The organism is Ciceribacter lividus, from assembly GCF_003337715.1.
In the GTDB taxonomy this organism is placed as follows: domain Bacteria; phylum Pseudomonadota; class Alphaproteobacteria; order Rhizobiales; family Rhizobiaceae; genus Allorhizobium; species Allorhizobium lividum.
The window spans coordinates 305,702-320,705 of sequence record NZ_QPIX01000003.1; the positions used below are offsets into that span (position 1 = coordinate 305,702).

Below are 15,004 nucleotides of genomic sequence, written 5' to 3' on the forward strand. Positions count from 1 at the left end.
CTGTTATCTCCAGCGCTTTTCGTAGGCGCCGGATGTCGTCTTCTGGCCTTCGCTGAGGAGCCTGAGACGGGAGAGCAACGCCGGTCGCGCCGCCGCATCAGCGGACAGCGCCTGCCGGAGCGTCGAGACGACCTCGGCGACATAGGCTTTGCCGCGCTGCCGCCCCTCGACCTTGAGCGCGCAGACGCCCGCCGCCCGAAGTGCGTCCAGATGATCCATGACGTCGAGCGAGACCGGGTCCTCGAAGGCGTAGCCGCTGTCGCCGCCCGTCTCGAAACGGCCCTTGCAGAGCGTCGGATAGCCGGCGGCCTCGCCGGCCGGGAAGCGGTTGATCGTGTACTCTCCGAGTTCGGAAACGAGTTCGGCGCCGTCCTGGCGATAGCGGACGTGGCTTGCCGGCGAGCACACACCGTTCATGTTCGGCGACTTGCCGGTGGCATAGGAGGAAAGCGAGCATCGCCCTTCGGCCATGACGCAGAGCCCGCCGAAGACGAAGACCTCGATCTCGCAGCGGATCTGCGGCGCGAGCCGGGCGATGTCGGTGATGGTCAGCGTGCGCGGCAGCACCACGCGCTTCGCGTTGAAGGCGTCGACCAGGAAATTGATCGCGTCGGCATTGGAGGCGGAGGCCTGCACCGAGACGTGCAGACGCTGGTCGGGATGTCTTTCCGCGACATAGGCCATCAGGCCGAAGTCGGCGAGGATCAGTGCATCGGCGCCGAGCCGAACGGCCTCGTCGGCCGCCTTGTACCAGATGTCTTCGGCGCCGGCCCGCATGAAGGTGTTGAGCGCCACGAAGGTCATGACCCCCTTACGCTTGGCGAAGGCGATCGCCTCGCCGAGTTCGGCCGGCGTGAAGTTGAGCCCGGGGAAGTTGCGGGCATTGGTTTCGTCGCGGAAGCCGCAATAGACGGCGTCCGCGCCGGCGTTGACCGCCTCGCGGAAGGCGGCGGGCGTTCCCGCCGGGCAGATCAGTTCCATCGGCCGGCCTCCCCGGTAAGCGCACGGTCGCGGACATAGTTGAGCGCCCGGCTAACGAGCGGCGCGAAGGGACCGGAAGCTTGGCCGAGATCCTTCGGCAGGTCGATATTGCTGTCGTCGAGGGCGTTCCTGAGCGCCAGCATGGCTTCCATGTCGCCGGTGACGGTCAGGTCCCGCGAAAAGAACAGTGCATCAGCGTCGCAGCGGCCTTCGAGCAGCGCCAGCAGCAGGAAGAGCGGACCTTCGACGGCGGCGTCGGCCTCGGGTCGCTTCGGCTTGCGCACGACGGTAAGCGAAAGGCGGGAGGGCTCGACGAGGAAGCCGATCGGCAGATCGTCCGGCACGAAGCCGTAGCGCTTCTGGCGGTAGTCGCCGAGCCGTTCGAAGAGACCCGGATGGGCCTTCAGGACCCGGGTGAAGGCCAGTCTCGCCGCACGTTCGATCATGAAGACCGGAATGACGCCAAGGGGATCGGCGAGGGCAGGCGGAACACGCATCAGGAACACCTTTCGAAAGGGGAGGTCGCGCCATGCTAACGGCATCGAGGATGCGATCATTTGAGCCAGCGCAAAGACATGCAGGTTTTCCTCCGCCACAGAGGCGGGATGACCCAAGCTCCTCCGGCCATCCGCCGTTTCTCCGATCTCCAGCATTTCATGGGCGAACTCGAGCGGCGCGGCCGCCTGAAGCGGGTGGCAAGACCCGTGTCGCTCGTTCATGAGATCACCGAAATCCACCGGCGGACGCTGGAATCCGGCGGCCCGGCGCTGCTCTTCGAGAAACCCGTCGATGCCGCGGGCCGCGTCTGCGACGTGCCGCTTCTTGCGAATCTCTTCGGCACCCGGGAGCGGATCGAATGGGGCTTCGGGCTGGAGAGTGGCGGCCTGCCGCGGCTGGCCGCCATGCTCGCCGACCTGCGCGACCCGCGTCCGCCGAAATCCATGCGCGATGCCTGGGGCAAGCTGCCGCTCCTGCGGGCGGCGCTTTCGATGCGCCCGCGAAACGTCAGCCGTCCACCGGTGCAGGACGTAGTCTGGCGGGGCGAGGACATCGATCTCGGGCGCCTGCCGATCCAGTGGTGTTGGCCGGGCGAACCGGCGCCGCTCGTCACCTGGCCGCTCGTCATCACTCGGGCACCGGACGATCCGGCCGACGTCAATGTCGGCATCTACCGCATGCAGGTCCTCGACGGACAGCGCCTCATCATGCGCTGGCTCGCCCATCGCGGCGGCGCCCGCCACCACCGCATGTGGCAAAAGCTCGGACAGGACATGCCGGTGACGGTCGCGATCGGCGCCGATCCGGCGACCATCCTCGCTGCCGTCATGCCGCTGCCGGAGGGCATGAGCGAGATGAATTTTGCGGGACTTCTGAAGGGCAAACGTTCCGAATTCGCCCCGGCGCTCACCGTCCCGCTCTGCGTACCGGCCAATGCGGAGATCGTGCTCGAAGGCACGGTGTCCGCAAGCGATACGGCGGAGGAGGGGCCTTACGGCGACCATACCGGCTACTACAACAGCGTCGAGCGCTTCCCGGTGATGACGCTTTCGGCGATCACCATGCGCCGCAACCCCGTCTATCTCTCGACCTATACCGGCCGCCCGCCCGATGAGCCGTCCGTGCTCGGCGAGGCGATGAGCGAGATCTTCCTGCCGCTCGTCAAACGCCAGTTTCCGGAGATTGCCGATCTCTGGCTGCCGCCGGAGGCATGCTCCTACCGCGCCATGGTGGTGGCGATCGACAAGCGCTATCCCGGCCAGGCGCGGCGGGTGATGATGGGACTGTGGTCGATGCTTCCGCAGTTCAGCTACACGAAGCTCATCATCGCCGTCGACCCGGACATTAACGTCCGCAGCTGGCCCGACATCGTCTGGGCGCTGTCGACCCGCTTCGATGCGAGCCGCGACGTGACGGTGATCACCGACACGCCGATCGACTATCTCGATTTCGCCTCGCCGAAGCCGGGGCTCGGCGGCAAGCTCGGCCTTGATGCCACGACGAAGATCGGCCCGGAAAGCGAACGCGAATGGGGCCGGGTGCTGAAGATGTCGCCGGAGGTCACGGCGAAGGTCGACGCGCTCTGGGCGGACCTCGGGATCGGAGAGGCGTCATGAGCCGGATGCGGATCATACTCGGTGTCTCCGGTGCCTCGGGCGCCGCCATTCCGCTCCGCATATTGGAACGGCTGCAGGAGATCGAGGGTGCCGAAACCCACCTCGTCGTTTCCGACGCGGCACGACGCACCCTGTCCCACGAATGCGGTCCCGACGCGCTCGGGCGCCTGCTGGCGATGGCGACCGAGAACCACCCGATCCGCGACGTGGGCGCCACGATCGCCAGCGGCTCCTTCCGCACGGCAGGCATGATCGTCGCGCCATGCTCGATGCGCACGCTTGCGGCGATCGCCACCGGCATCGCCGATAACCTTCTCGTCCGTGCCGCCGATGTCCATCTCAAGGAGCGCCGCCGGTTGATCCTGCTCGCGCGGGAAACGCCGCTCCATCTCGGTCACCTGCGCAACATGTGCTCCGTCGCCGAGATGGGCGCGATCGTCATGCCGCCGGTTCCGGCTTTCTATCACCGGCCCGAAAGCGTGGAGGCCATCGTTGATCATATCGCCGCCCGCGCGATCGATCTCCTCGGCCTGCCGATCCCGCCGCTTGCACGCGAATGGGAAGGCTGAGCGTCAGGAAAACTGTCTAGACCAGCAGGTAATAGACCCCGCTTGCGGCGATCATTCCGCCGAGCGCGCGCACCACGTAGCCGCGGTAGAGCCGGCCGAGCGCGAAGCCGATGCCGATGCCGAGAATGTGGATGAGACCGGTCGAGACGACGAAGCCGACGGTGAAGGCTGCGGGATCGGTCGCCCGCAGTGTCAGCTGTCCGTGCGGATAGCCGTGGAAGATCGCGAAAAAGGCGACGATGACGAGGGCCGCCCATTCCGGAGCCACCCAGCGCGCGGCGATCACCCCGCCGAGCACGAGGAGCGAGACGGCGATCGCGAGCCGGATGAGGTCGTCGGGAAAGAGCCCGAGCATGCCTGCAAAGCCGCCGACGCACATGATGAGCGGGAAGGTGGCCGGAAGCGCCCACACGGACCGGCCACCCATCTGCGCGCCCCAGAGCCCGACCGCCAGCATCGCGAGAAAGTGGTCGAAGCCGGCGAGCGGATGACCGAAGCCGCTGCCGAAGCCGCCCATGACGCCGCCGAGCGCATGGGCAGAGGCTTCCGCGGGCGCAGCCGCCATTGCGACCGCCGCGAGAATGGCCGGCAGGAAAGATGTGCCGCGGCGGCGGATTCTGGGCCGGTGGGGAGACTTCGGCGGGCGGATCATGGCACTTCTCCAGGCTAGGCTAGGCTAGGCTAGGCTAGGCGACGGCGGACGACGGCGGCCTCCGACACGATCCATCTACAATTTCCGGTGATTCGGATATAGTCGAGGCCGACTCGCCGGCTGCCAGCCGGGACCTCGACACATCGAGCTGGAGATCGCGCCCATGCTGTTTTCGAATCTGTCGCGTCGCATTGCGGCGGTCCTGCTTTCCGGCCTGACACTGGCGACGGTGCCGGCCGTGGCGCATTCCCATATCCTGCAGGGGGAGGCCGGCGGTTTCCTGCACGGTTTCGAGCATCCCCTTTCGGGCGCCGATCATATGCTGGCGATGTTCTGCGTCGGCCTCTGGGGTGCGCAGATGGGCGGCCGCGCGGTCTGGAGCCTGCCGATCGCTTTCCCGCTGATCATGGTCGTCGGCGGTATGCTCGGGATTGCCGGCGTTCCGCTGCCGGCCGTCGAAAGCGGCATCGCCCTTTCCATCATCGTCCTCGGGGCCTCGATCGCCCTGCTGTGGCGCCCGCCGGAATGGCTCGCGCTCGCGGTGATCGGTGTCTTCGCGATCTTCCACGGCTATGCCCACGGCGCCGAGCTGCCGAATGCCACCGATCCCGCCGACTATGCCTTCGGTTTCGTGGTCGCGACCGGGCTCATCCACATCGCCGGCATCGCCGTCGGCCTCCTCTTTCAGCGCGTGCGCGCGGGCGAGCTGTCGCGTGCGCTCGGCGGGCTGATCGGTCTCGGCGGCCTCTACTTTCTCGTTTCCTGATGTCGATGCACAGGCCGGTGGCGGCGCCGTCGCGTCGAAGCCTTTGTCTGGCGGCATGTGCGCTTGCAATCACCGCCGCCGTGGCGCTTGCTGCTTCAGCCTACCAGTCCGGCTGGCAGGGCAATTGGCTCCTTGCCTCCGTCTTCACCGCCGAACGCATCCTGCCGCTTGTCGGACTCGGCCTTCTTCTCGGCCAGTTGCCGCGGCGGATGTTGCCGTTCGCTCTGGCGTCCCTCGTGTTGGGGGCGGCCGCCGGCATTCTGCTGCGCGAACCGTTCTTCGCGCTGATGGCCCCGGTCCCTGGCGCAGCGGCGCATCTTTTCCTGACCGGCCCGATCGCCTGCGTGCTCATCGGTCTGCCGCTCGTGCTGCCACGTGACGCCCGGACGTGGTTCGCCCTGCCGCTGCTGGCGCCTGTGGGTGCGGCTCTTGCGATTGCGACGCTTCTCGGCGATCCGACCCTGCACGAGCGGAGCTACCGGCCGCTGGCCTTTGCCGCCGAAATCTGGATCTCGGCCACCGTGGCGCTCGCCGCGGCCGCGTTCGATCGGGCCTGGCTGACGGTTGCCACCCGCATCTTCGCGAGCTGGCTGATCGCTATCGGCTTTCTCTACGGCGGGGCGTATATGGCGGCAAAGCGCACCGCGCTCGAACCGCCACCGTTTCCAGCGCTGCCGGCCGATGACGAGTTCCCGGGCTTCGGGCGCGTCCTGCAGGAACTCGACGGAAAGGAACCTGCTGGATGATCCACAACGCTGTCGTGCGCCGATGGCTCTCCGCCGGCCTTCTCTGGCTCGCCTCGGCCGGGCTTGCGACAAGCCACCCGGACATCGCCGTGACCGCGCGCGTGCTGTTCGATGTAGAGGCCGGTCGACTGGTTTCCGTCGCCGAGAGCCTCGCGATCGACGAAGCCTCGAGCCGTCGGTTGATCGCACGGTTCGATGCAAATGGTGACAGCATCTTCGACCCGGCGGAGCGCGAGGCGATGCGTCAGGCACTGACCGGCGATTTGGGCGGCATCGGTTTTTTCGCCGAGCTTTCGGTGGATGGAGAGCGGAGGGCACTCGGCGTGCCGGACGCCTTCGACGCCAGCATTTCTGACGGTGTCGTAACCGTCGTTTTCGGCTTCCGGCTGGAGGAGCCCGTCGCGCTCGCCGGCCGCAAGCTCGAACTCGTGTTGCGGGATCGCGACTATACCGCCGCCGTAGCCTTCGCCGCGGATCGGCCGGCGCTTGTCCGGGGTGGCGAGGGCTGCAGCGTCAGCCGCGAGACGCGTCCCGCCGACGCCTATTTCGGCGGGCTGGTCGTGCCGGAAGCTGTCGTGCTCGCCTGCCGGTGAGCCTCAGAGGAAGATCTTGCGTTCCTCGTTCACCAGTTCCTGCAGGTATTGCACGACCGTGCGCACGCGGGTCAGATCGCGGGCGCTTTCGTGGAAGATCGTCCAGTAGGCGCGCCGGATCGCCACCTCGGGCAACACCCGGCAGAGCTCCGGATACTGCCGGGCGATATAGGTGTGCAGGATGCCGATGCCGGCGCCCGAACGCACCGCCTCGGTCTGCCCGATCGCGCTCGATATCTCGAAGGCGGAATCCCAGCTGCGCGAGATTTCGCCGGTATAGTTGAGCGAGGCGGAGTAGATGAGGTCTTCCACGTAGCCGATCAGGCTGTGTTCCTTCAGCGCCTCGACATTCGCCGGACCTCCTGCTTCGGAGAGATAGTCGCGGGAAGCATAGAGGCCGAGCGTATATTCGGTGAGCTTGGAGGAAACGAGCCGACCGGTCTCCGGGCGCTCGACGGTGATCGCGATGTCGGCCTCACGGCTCGATAGCGAAAAGGCCCGCGGCACCGGCACGAGCTGGATCTTGAGCTGCGGATGCCGGTCGATCAGCCGCCCCAGCCGGGGCGCGAGGAAGGCGACGCCGAATCCGTCCGGCGCGCCGATCCGGACCGTTCCGGCAACCGCCGTGTCGGTTCGTCCGAGGCGGGCCTGGGCGGCGAGCATCTCGGTTTCGATGCGCTCGGCGGAGACGAGAAAGCCTTCGCCTTCGGCGGTCAGTTCGCAGCCGTTTGTCCGCCGCACGAAGAGGCGGGTCTGCAGCGCCTCCTCGAGCGCGGTCAGTCGTCGCGAGAGGGTCGCGTGATTGACCCCGAGTCGTCTTGACGCGGCAAGGATCTGGCCGGCCCGCGCCACGGCAAGGAAGATGCGAACGTCATCCCAGTTCATTCGCGACTGCCTCCAGAGAGCATCAATTTCTGCACAACAGATGCGTATATCATCGCGTTGTGTTGTGCAAATTAAAGTGGGATGCTGGACCCAGCGAAAAACCTGAGGAGGCACATCCATGTATGAGATCGGGCATTTCATCGACGGCAAGCGCGTCGCCGGCACCAGCGGCCGCACCGCCCCCGTCTACAATCCTGCGACCGGCGAAGTGCAGGCGCACGTGGCGCTCGCAAGCGCGGCGGAACTGAACGCGGCCGTTCAGTCCGCCAAGGCCGCGCAGCCGAAATGGGCTGCCACCAACCCGCAGCGCCGCGCCCGCGTATTCATGAAGTTCGTCCAGCTCCTGAACGACAACATGGACGAGCTTGCCGAGATGCTGTCGCGCGAGCACGGCAAGACCATCGAGGACGCCAAGGGCGACGTCATCCGCGGCCTTGAAGTCTGCGAGTTCGTGATCGGCATCCCGCACCTCGCCAAGAGCGAGTTCACCGAAGGCGCCGGCCCGAACATCGACATGTATTCGATCCGCCAGCCGGTCGGCATCGGCGCCGGCATCACGCCGTTCAACTTCCCGGCGATGATCCCGATGTGGATGTTCGCGCCTGCGATCGCCTGCGGCAACGCCTTCATCCTGAAGCCGTCCGAGCGTGACCCGTCCGTGCCGATGCGCCTTGCCGAACTGATGATCGAAGCCGGGCTGCCGGCCGGTGTGCTGAACGTCGTCAACGGCGACAAGGAAGCCGTCGACGGCATCCTCACCCACCCGGAAATAGGCGCCGTCTCCTTCGTCGGCTCGACCCCGATCGCCCGCTACGTCTACGGCACGGCCGCGATGAACGGCAAGCGCGCACAGTGCTTCGGTGGCGCCAAGAACCACATGATCATCATGCCCGACGCCGACATGGACCAGGCCGCCAACGCCCTGATGGGCGCGGGCTACGGTTCGGCCGGCGAGCGCTGCATGGCGATCTCGGTTGCCGTCCCGGTCGGCGAGGAAACCGCCAACCGTCTCGTCGAGAAGCTCACCCCCATGGTTGAGGCGCTGCGCATCGGCCCCTACACCGACGAAAAGGCCGACATGGGCCCGCTCGTCACCAAGGAAGCGCGTGAGCGCGTCCTCGGCCTTATTGGCAGCGGTGTGGAACAGGGTGCCAAGCTCGTCGTCGACGGCCGCGATTTCAAGCTTCAGGGCTATGAGAACGGCAATTTCGTCGGTGGCTGCCTGTTCGATAACGTCACCCCGGACATGGACATCTACAAGACCGAAATCTTCGGGCCGGTTCTCTCGGTGGTCCGCGCAAAGAACTATGAAGATGCACTCTCGCTGCCGATGAAGCACGAATACGGCAACGGTGTCGCGATCTTCACCCGTGACGGCGACGCTGCCCGCGACTTCGCAAGCCGCATCAATATCGGCATGGTCGGTATCAACGTTCCGATCCCGGTTCCGCTCGCCTACCACTCGTTCGGCGGCTGGAAGTCCTCGTCCTTCGGTGACCTCAACCAGCACGGCACGGACTCGATCAAGTTCTGGACCCGCACCAAGACGGTCACCTCCCGTTGGCCGTCCGGCATCAAGGATGGCGCCGAGTTCTCCATCCCGACGATGAAGTAAGACTGCCGTAGGCCGAGATTGATCTCTCTGGCCTCGGTACGGAAGTATCAGGATAGCTGTGAAGACGGGTCCCGAAAGGGGCCCGTTTTCCGTTTGGTCAACTTGCGATAGACGAAAAGCCGTGGCACGTCTGTCGCGGTTGCGTGCGTCGGGGGATGCACGTGCAGATTCGCCGATGAAAGGGCCGGGGGCATGACAGAGACAAGAGCCGCGTCGCAGGTGACGCGGGGGGAATTTCGTGGACAGGCCGGGGAGTATTTCGGCATCTGGATCATCAACATCCTTTTGACGATCGTAACGCTCGGCATCTATTCCGCTTGGGCGAAGGTGCGCCGCAACCGCTATTTCTACGGCAACAGCTTCATCGACAACCATTCCTTCGACTATCATGCGCGCGGCATGCAGATCCTCATCGGCCGCGCCATCGTCTTCGTCTTCTTCATCGCCATTCAGATCGTCAGCGTGTTCTATCCGCTGCTGGGTCTGGTCCTGCCCTTTGCGGTGCTGCTCGCTCTTCCGTGGCTGCTCTCGCGGGGCCTGCGCTTTTCCGCACGGGTAACGAGCTACCGCAACATCCACTTCGATTTCAAGGGAACTGCCTGGGGTGCCTTCGTCTCGGTGGTCGTCGGCGGGCTCGTCGCCTTCTTCAGCCTCGGCATCCTGGCGCCGCTCGCCAGCCGCTGGCTCTATCGCTACGTCTTCAACAACCTGCGTTACGGCGACCGTTCTTTCTCTACCGACCCGCGGATCGGCAAGCTCTATCGCGCCTGGATTCCGGCGATAGTCGTCACGCTGATCGGCGCCGCGATCTCGGTTGCCCTAGGCGCCATGTTCTACGCAGCAAGCGGCGCCCTCGAGGGCGTTACCAACGAGGAAGAGCCGGGCATACAGGTCATCGCCATGGTCTACGGTACGTTGATCCCCTTTCTGCTCGTCTATTCCATCGCTGCGGTGCTTTATCGCGTGGGCGTGCGCAACGTGGTGATGAATGCAATGCTTCTCGACGGCCGTCACCGGCTGTCCAGCGACATGGGGCGCGTGCGCTATCTGTGGATCGTGGTCTCCAACCTGCTCGTCACCATGCTGACGCTCGGCCTGATGCGACCCTGGGCGGCCGTCCGGGAGCGGCGGTATGTGGTCGGGCATTCCGGCATGATCATCGACGGTGACTTGGGCGATGTGAAGGCCTCGATCGAGGCAAGCGGCTCGGCCGTTACCGCTGAGTATCTCGACATGGAAGGTTTCGATTTTGGCTTCTGAGGGGGAGATCATCGCCGTCGGCCATTGGCATCCGCCGCGCTCCAGCCGCACCCTTGCTGCGCGGCTGCTGTTGGACGGCAGGATGCTTTCCGTGCGGCTCGACGGCGAGGCCGGCGATCCGGTCGCGGTCAACGACGTGGATGCGGTGAGCATTTCCGCCCGCGTCGGCCAGATTCCGCGCCGTATCGGTTTCGTCGACGGTTCCCTGTTCGAAACCGCGGACAATGATGCGATTGATGTCTGGCTTCGTGCGCGCCGGCTGCACCGCGGCGCGTTGGTTCATGAGCTTGAGCGATTTCATCCGCGCTTGCTCGGTCTGGTAATTGCCGTGTTCCTGCTGGCCGGCGCCATCTATCGTTATGCGCTGCCGGCACTGGTCGAGGTGGCGGTGCTGGTGACGCCGCCCGCTGTGGCCGACATGATGGCGTCGGGCACGCTTGCCTCGCTCGACCAGGCGGTCTTCTCCGAGAGTGGTCTCCCCCGGCCGCGCCAGAACGAGATCCAGACGAAGTTCGAGGAGATTGCCGCGCTGTCGAACCGTGGTGCCGACGGCTACCAACTGCATTTTCGCAAGGGTGGGCTGATCGGGCCGAATGCCTTTGCCCTGCCGGATGGCACGCTGGTCATCACCGACGAACTGGTCGATCTGGCCGAGGGTGATATCGAGATGATCCTCGGCGTTCTGGCGCATGAAATCGGCCATGTCGAGCGGGACCATTCGCTGCGGCAGTTCTATCGCGCGGCGGGAACCGCTGGCCTGATCATGCTGATCGCCGGCGATATCGGTAGCGCCGGCGAGGAAATCCTGACCGACGGTGCGGCGCTTCTGACGCTTTCCTATTCTCGTTCCGCCGAGAGCGAGGCGGACCGGATCTCGGTCGATCTGATGGCGAAGGCCGGCCATGATCCGGCGGCCATCGGCCGTTTCTTCGAGATCATCGAGAAGAAGCTCGGCGACCGTGGCGACACGACGATCTTTTCCACCCATCCCGGCACGCCGGACCGCCGCCGGCAGATTGACGAATGGGCCAAGGACACGGCAACGAAGAAGGGCGGCCTGTAGCCGCCCTATAGAGCATTTCCAGCTAATTCCGAGCCGTTCTGACGGGCGTATGGCGATCCGGTCTTTCCCGATGGCGGGCATCGCGCTGCGACCGGCTCACCACCGGAACGCACCCGCCAATCGAGAAACAGAACCGACCCCGAATTGGCCGGAAATGCTCCGGAATCCTGTCAGGCTTTTTGTGCTTACATCGACGGGCCGTCGTTGAGGCCGACCTTGTCGACCAGCTCGGAGGCCTTCTTGCGGTTCGCGGCGATGTCCGCGAGTGACAGCGTGTCGGGCTTGATCTCGCCGAAGGAGGCGACGACATCAGACACCTTCGCGCCCGGCATCACGGGGTATTCGAAGACCTGCTCGGCATAGATTTCCTGCGCCTCCTGCGAGGCGAGGAACTCCATGAACTTGACGGCGTTGTCCTTGTTCGGCGCGTATTTGGCGAGCGCCATGCCGGAAATGTTGACATGGGTACCGCGGTCGGCGGCATTCGGGAAGAGCACCTTGATGGCGGCCGCCCATTCCTTCTCTTCCGGCTCCTTGTCGTTGGTGATCATCAGGCCGACATAGTAGGTGTTGCCAAGCGCGATATCGCATTCGCCGGACATGATCGCCTTGGCCTGGCTGCGGTCGTTGCCGTCCGGCTTGCGGGCGAGGTTTTCCTTGAGGCCGCGCAGCCAGTTCTCGGTGTATTCCTCGCCGTGGTGGGCGACCATCGAGGCGAAGAGGCCGATATTGTAGGAGTGCTGGCCGTCACGCATGCAGATCTTGCCCTTCCACTTGGGATCGGCAAGCTCTTCGTAGGTGATGGCGTTTTCCTTGACCCGGTCTTTCGAAGCATAGACGACGCGGCCGCGGGTGGTGAGGCCGAACCAGTCGCCTTCCGGATCACGGTACTGGGCGGGAATCTGCTTGTTGATCGCCTCGTCGGCGAGCGGCTGGGTGACGCCGCCGGCCTTCGCCTCCATCAGGCGGCCGATGTCGACCGTCAGGATCACGTCGGCTGGAGAGTTGACGCCTTCGGCGCTGATGCGCTCGACGAGACCCTTGTCGAGGAAGAGGACGTTCGTCTCGATGCCGGTTTCCTTGGCGAAGGCATCGATCAGCGGCTGGATGAGTTCCGGCTGGCGATAGGAATAGATATTGACCTCGCCGTCGGCCATAGCTGCTTCGTTTGCGGCAAGAAGCGCCGCCGATGCCAGAAGACCTGCACGCAGCATCCGTGAAAACGTCATGAAGGTGTCCCTTCCTGTCTGGTGTTGTATATTCTTGAGCGTAATAGTCATGAATATGGCGAGGTGTCAACGGACTCTTCGTCGCACTGGCCGTGGGGAAATGTGAACTTGAGTATTTTGGAATTGTTCAAAAGTACAAAAGGCACTATATAGGGGGCAACCAAGCACGAGGAGTCATGCATGCGTTTGACGAAGCAGACCAATTATGCCGTGCGCATGCTGATGTACTGCGCGGCGAACAAGGACCGTTTGAGCCGCATCCCGGAGATCGCCAAGGCTTACGGCGTATCGGAACTGTTCCTGTTCAAGATCCTGCAGCCGCTCAACAAGGCGGGTCTGGTGGAGACCGTTCGCGGCCGAAACGGCGGCGTGCGGCTCGGCCGGCCGGCCGACAAGATCACCCTGTTCGACGTGGTGAAGGTCACCGAAGACAGTTTTGCGATGGCCGAGTGTTTCGAGGATGACGGCGAGATCGATTGCCCTCTCGTCGACAGCTGCGGGCTGAACGCGGCCCTGCGCCGCGCACTCGGCGCCTTCTTCGAGGTTTTGGCGGAGTACACGATCGAGGACCTCGTCAAGGCGCGTCCGCACATCAACTTCCTTCTCGGCCTGCCCGAGGCGCCGGCAAAGGCGATATCCGCGCCGGCCGCCTGATCGCGACAGGATCGCTTTCTTCGAGCCCCGCCGCGCCGAAAGGCCGGCGGGGTTTTCGTTTGCCTTGTCTCTCCGAAATCGTCGATTGCGTGAACGCACCCTCTTGAGCGGCTGCCGTGGTCGGTTTACGTATACGTAAACGGAAAACGGCGCCGTGGGTGTCGCACTGCCGGGGGCCTTGGGAGGGGACCATGTTCGACTATGTGATCGCCGGCGGCGGCTCGGCGGGAGCGGTTCTGGCTGCGAGGCTGAGCGAGGACCCCGACGTCAAGGTCTGCCTGCTGGAGGCGGGAGGCTTGGGGCGCGAACTGTTGCTCCGTGTGCCGTCGGGCGCCGCGGCCGTCGTGCCGGGCCGGCTGCCCTTTGCCAACTGGGCTTTCGAGACAGAACCGCAGGCGGGTCTGAACGGCCGGCGTGGCTACCAGCCGCGTGGACGCGGTCTCGGTGGCTCGAGCCTCATCAACGCCATGCTCTACGTTCGCGGCCATGCCGGCGACTACGACGACTGGGCCGCGGCCGGGTGCACCGGCTGGTCCTTTTCCGACGTGTTGCCTTGGTTCCTGAAAGCCGAGGACAACGTCCGCGGCGCCGGTCCGCTTCACGGCGCCGGCGGGCCGCTGCAGGTGAGCGATGCCGACTGGGCGCGGCCGGTGAACCAGGCCTTCATCGCCGCCGGCGAGGAACGGGGCTTTCGCCGGAACGACGATTTCAACGGTCCGGACCAGGAGGGGATCGGCCTCTACCAGGCGACGCAGTTCTGGCGCGGTCCGCGCAAGGGCGAGCGCTGCTCGGCCTCCGCCGCCTATCTCTCAGACCATCTCGACCGGCCGAACCTGACGATCGTTACCGGCGCGCGGGCAAGCCGCGTACTTTTCGAGCACGGCCGCGCCTCTGCCGTCGCCTACCGGGTCGGCCGCCGGGAACTGGTCGCCCGTGCCGCGCGGGAGGTAGTCGTCGCCTGCGGTGCACTGCAGTCGCCGCAACTCCTGATGCTTTCGGGCATCGGGCCGGCGGACGAGCTCCGCCGTCACGGCATTGCGGTCGTCGCCGACAGTCCGGAGGTCGGGTGCAACCTGCAGGACCATCTCGATTTCACCATGATCTATCGCTCGCGCGATCGCGACATGATTGGCATCGGCCTCCACGGCACAGCCGACATCGCGCGCGCCTCGCGGGAGTGGCGGCGCGAGGGTACCGGGCATCTGCGCTCGACCTTCGCGGAGTCGGGCGCCTTCCTGAAGACCGACCCGGCGCTCGACCGTCCGGATATCCAGCTCCATTTCGTCGTCGCCATGGTCGACGATCACGCCCGCCGGCTGCACATGGGCTACGGCTATTCCTGCCATGTCTGCCTGCTCAGGCCGCATTCGCGCGGGACCGTGACGTTGAGGAGCGCCGATCCGCTTTCCGCTCCTCGCATCGACCCCGCCTATCTCTCCGACCCGCGTGACATGGCAGGCATGCTCGCCGGCACGAAGGTGATGCGCGACATCATGGAGGCGAGCGCGCTCGCCGGCTACCGCAAGCGTGAACTCTACGCCGAGGCCGGCGGCTCGGATGCGGCGCTCACCGAACGCATTCGCGCTCGCGCCGACACGATCTACCATCCTATCGGCACCTGCCGCATGGGCTCCGACGATCGCGCCGTTGTCGATCCGGCGCTCCGGGTCCGGGGCATCGAGGGGCTCCGCGTGGTCGACGCTTCGGTGATGCCGACGCTGATCGGTGGCAACACCAATGCGCCGATCATCATGATGGCCGAAAAGATCGCCGCCGAGATGCGTGCCGGCTGATTGCAGATCACGTTCCCGGCGGGTGGACTCGGACGCGCCGATCACTATCTTCCGCTTCGTCACAATGAAGAGGACGGGAGTGGG

General features: G+C 65.3%; 15 protein-coding genes. 10 read left to right on the top strand and 5 right to left on the bottom strand.

All coding sequences use genetic code 11. From position 1 onward, the window contains the following. Positions 1 to 3 precede the first annotated feature (3 nt). Positions 4 to 981, bottom strand: coding sequence for a ubiquinone anaerobic biosynthesis protein UbiU (gene ubiU / locus DFR48_RS07670; protein ID WP_114362572.1), 978 nt, complete (start codon positions 979 to 981; stop codon positions 4 to 6). Further along, positions 972 to 1,481, bottom strand: coding sequence for a ubiquinone anaerobic biosynthesis accessory factor UbiT (ubiT, locus tag DFR48_RS07675; protein WP_170141831.1), 510 nt, complete (start codon positions 1,479 to 1,481; stop codon positions 972 to 974). Before ubiT ends, ubiU begins: the two co-directional genes overlap by 10 nt. A gap of 105 nt (positions 1,482 to 1,586) precedes the next feature. Between ubiT and DFR48_RS07680 the strand changes: the two genes are divergently transcribed. Further along, positions 1,587 to 3,095: a UbiD family decarboxylase gene (locus DFR48_RS07680; RefSeq protein WP_114362709.1), complete on the top strand. Its 1,509-nt coding sequence runs from the start codon at positions 1,587 to 1,589 to the stop codon at positions 3,093 to 3,095. Beyond that, positions 3,092 to 3,664, top strand: coding sequence for a UbiX family flavin prenyltransferase (locus DFR48_RS07685; RefSeq protein WP_114362573.1), 573 nt, complete (start codon positions 3,092 to 3,094; stop codon positions 3,662 to 3,664). The genes DFR48_RS07680 and DFR48_RS07685 overlap by 4 nt, the downstream gene beginning before the upstream one ends. A 16-nt stretch (positions 3,665 to 3,680) precedes the next feature. Here DFR48_RS07685 and DFR48_RS07690 read toward each other — a convergent pair whose 3' ends face one another. Beyond that, the gene (locus DFR48_RS07690) at positions 3,681 to 4,316 is read right to left on the bottom strand and encodes a HupE/UreJ family protein (RefSeq protein WP_114362574.1); all 636 of its coding nucleotides are present in this window, start codon (positions 4,314 to 4,316) and stop codon (positions 3,681 to 3,683) included. 163 nt (positions 4,317 to 4,479) lie between these two features. Here DFR48_RS07690 and DFR48_RS07695 point away from each other — a divergent pair, with 163 nt between their 5' ends. From DFR48_RS07695 to DFR48_RS07705, 3 genes are read left to right on the top strand one after another with little or no spacing between them, the layout of a single operon-like run. After that, entirely contained in the window at positions 4,480 to 5,082 is a 603-nt protein-coding gene (locus DFR48_RS07695; protein WP_114362575.1) for a HupE/UreJ family protein, read from the top strand. Further along, complete coding sequence (locus tag DFR48_RS07700) at positions 5,082 to 5,828, top strand: hypothetical protein (protein ID WP_114362576.1); 747 nt, start codon at positions 5,082 to 5,084, stop codon at positions 5,826 to 5,828. The genes DFR48_RS07695 and DFR48_RS07700 overlap by 1 nt, the downstream gene beginning before the upstream one ends. Beyond that, positions 5,825 to 6,421 (top strand): DUF1007 family protein, encoded by a 597-nt coding sequence (locus tag DFR48_RS07705; protein ID WP_114362577.1) that lies wholly within the window; start codon positions 5,825 to 5,827, stop codon positions 6,419 to 6,421. Before DFR48_RS07700 ends, DFR48_RS07705 begins: the two co-directional genes overlap by 4 nt. A 3-nt stretch (positions 6,422 to 6,424) precedes the next feature. Here the strand turns inward: DFR48_RS07705 and DFR48_RS07710 are convergent, their stop codons facing one another. Beyond that, entirely contained in the window at positions 6,425 to 7,306 is an 882-nt protein-coding gene (locus tag DFR48_RS07710) for a LysR family transcriptional regulator (RefSeq protein ID WP_112689133.1), read from the bottom strand. A 118-nt stretch (positions 7,307 to 7,424) separates the two neighbouring features. Between DFR48_RS07710 and DFR48_RS07715 the strand changes: the two genes are divergently transcribed. From DFR48_RS07715 to DFR48_RS07725, 3 genes are all read left to right on the top strand, one after another. Continuing rightward, positions 7,425 to 8,921, top strand: coding sequence for a CoA-acylating methylmalonate-semialdehyde dehydrogenase (locus tag DFR48_RS07715; protein WP_114362578.1), 1,497 nt, complete (start codon positions 7,425 to 7,427; stop codon positions 8,919 to 8,921). Positions 8,922 to 9,113: 192 nt separating this feature from the next. Then, positions 9,114 to 10,181, top strand: coding sequence for a YjgN family protein (locus DFR48_RS07720; protein WP_114362579.1), 1,068 nt, complete (start codon positions 9,114 to 9,116; stop codon positions 10,179 to 10,181). Then, positions 10,171 to 11,244, top strand: a complete 1,074-nt coding sequence (locus tag DFR48_RS07725) for a M48 family metallopeptidase (RefSeq protein ID WP_114362580.1) — start codon at positions 10,171 to 10,173, stop codon at positions 11,242 to 11,244. The genes DFR48_RS07720 and DFR48_RS07725 overlap by 11 nt, the downstream gene beginning before the upstream one ends. A 185-nt stretch (positions 11,245 to 11,429) precedes the next feature. On the opposite strand, the gene DFR48_RS07730 is transcribed toward DFR48_RS07725, so the two are convergent. Next, positions 11,430 to 12,458 (bottom strand): extracellular solute-binding protein, encoded by a 1,029-nt coding sequence (locus DFR48_RS07730; protein WP_114362710.1) that lies wholly within the window; start codon positions 12,456 to 12,458, stop codon positions 11,430 to 11,432. Between the two features lie 195 nt (positions 12,459 to 12,653). Here DFR48_RS07730 and rirA point away from each other — a divergent pair, with 195 nt between their 5' ends. After that, on the top strand, positions 12,654 to 13,127 hold the full coding sequence (gene rirA / locus DFR48_RS07735; protein ID WP_114362581.1) for an iron-responsive transcriptional regulator RirA: 474 nt from the start codon (positions 12,654 to 12,656) through the stop codon (positions 13,125 to 13,127). 191 nt (positions 13,128 to 13,318) lie between these two features. Further along, on the top strand, positions 13,319 to 14,920 hold the full coding sequence (locus DFR48_RS07740; protein ID WP_114362582.1) for a GMC family oxidoreductase: 1,602 nt from the start codon (positions 13,319 to 13,321) through the stop codon (positions 14,918 to 14,920). Positions 14,921 to 15,004: the final 84 nt, after the last annotated feature.

Excerpts from the sequence above, each read along its gene's own strand:
- DFR48_RS07705 (WP_114362577.1), top strand. The coding sequence starts at position 5,825 with ATGATCCACAACGCTGTCGTGCGCCGATGGCTCTCCGCCGGCCTTCTC.
- DFR48_RS07730 (WP_114362710.1), bottom strand. The coding sequence starts at position 12,458 with ATGCTGCGTGCAGGTCTTCTGGCATCGGCGGCGCTTCTTGCCGCAAAC.
- ubiU (WP_114362572.1), bottom strand. The coding sequence starts at position 981 with ATGGAACTGATCTGCCCGGCGGGAACGCCCGCCGCCTTCCGCGAGGCG.
- DFR48_RS07700 (WP_114362576.1), top strand. The coding sequence starts at position 5,082 with ATGTCGATGCACAGGCCGGTGGCGGCGCCGTCGCGTCGAAGCCTTTGT.
- DFR48_RS07680 (WP_114362709.1), top strand. The coding sequence starts at position 1,587 with ATGACCCAAGCTCCTCCGGCCATCCGCCGTTTCTCCGATCTCCAGCAT.
- DFR48_RS07740 (WP_114362582.1), top strand. The coding sequence starts at position 13,319 with ATGTTCGACTATGTGATCGCCGGCGGCGGCTCGGCGGGAGCGGTTCTG.
- DFR48_RS07685 (WP_114362573.1), top strand. The coding sequence starts at position 3,092 with ATGAGCCGGATGCGGATCATACTCGGTGTCTCCGGTGCCTCGGGCGCC.
- rirA (WP_114362581.1), top strand. The coding sequence starts at position 12,654 with ATGCGTTTGACGAAGCAGACCAATTATGCCGTGCGCATGCTGATGTAC.
- DFR48_RS07715 (WP_114362578.1), top strand. The coding sequence starts at position 7,425 with ATGTATGAGATCGGGCATTTCATCGACGGCAAGCGCGTCGCCGGCACC.
- DFR48_RS07710 (WP_112689133.1), bottom strand. The coding sequence starts at position 7,306 with ATGAACTGGGATGACGTTCGCATCTTCCTTGCCGTGGCGCGGGCCGGC.
- DFR48_RS07695 (WP_114362575.1), top strand. The coding sequence starts at position 4,480 with ATGCTGTTTTCGAATCTGTCGCGTCGCATTGCGGCGGTCCTGCTTTCC.
- DFR48_RS07690 (WP_114362574.1), bottom strand. The coding sequence starts at position 4,316 with ATGATCCGCCCGCCGAAGTCTCCCCACCGGCCCAGAATCCGCCGCCGC.
- DFR48_RS07720 (WP_114362579.1), top strand. The coding sequence starts at position 9,114 with ATGACAGAGACAAGAGCCGCGTCGCAGGTGACGCGGGGGGAATTTCGT.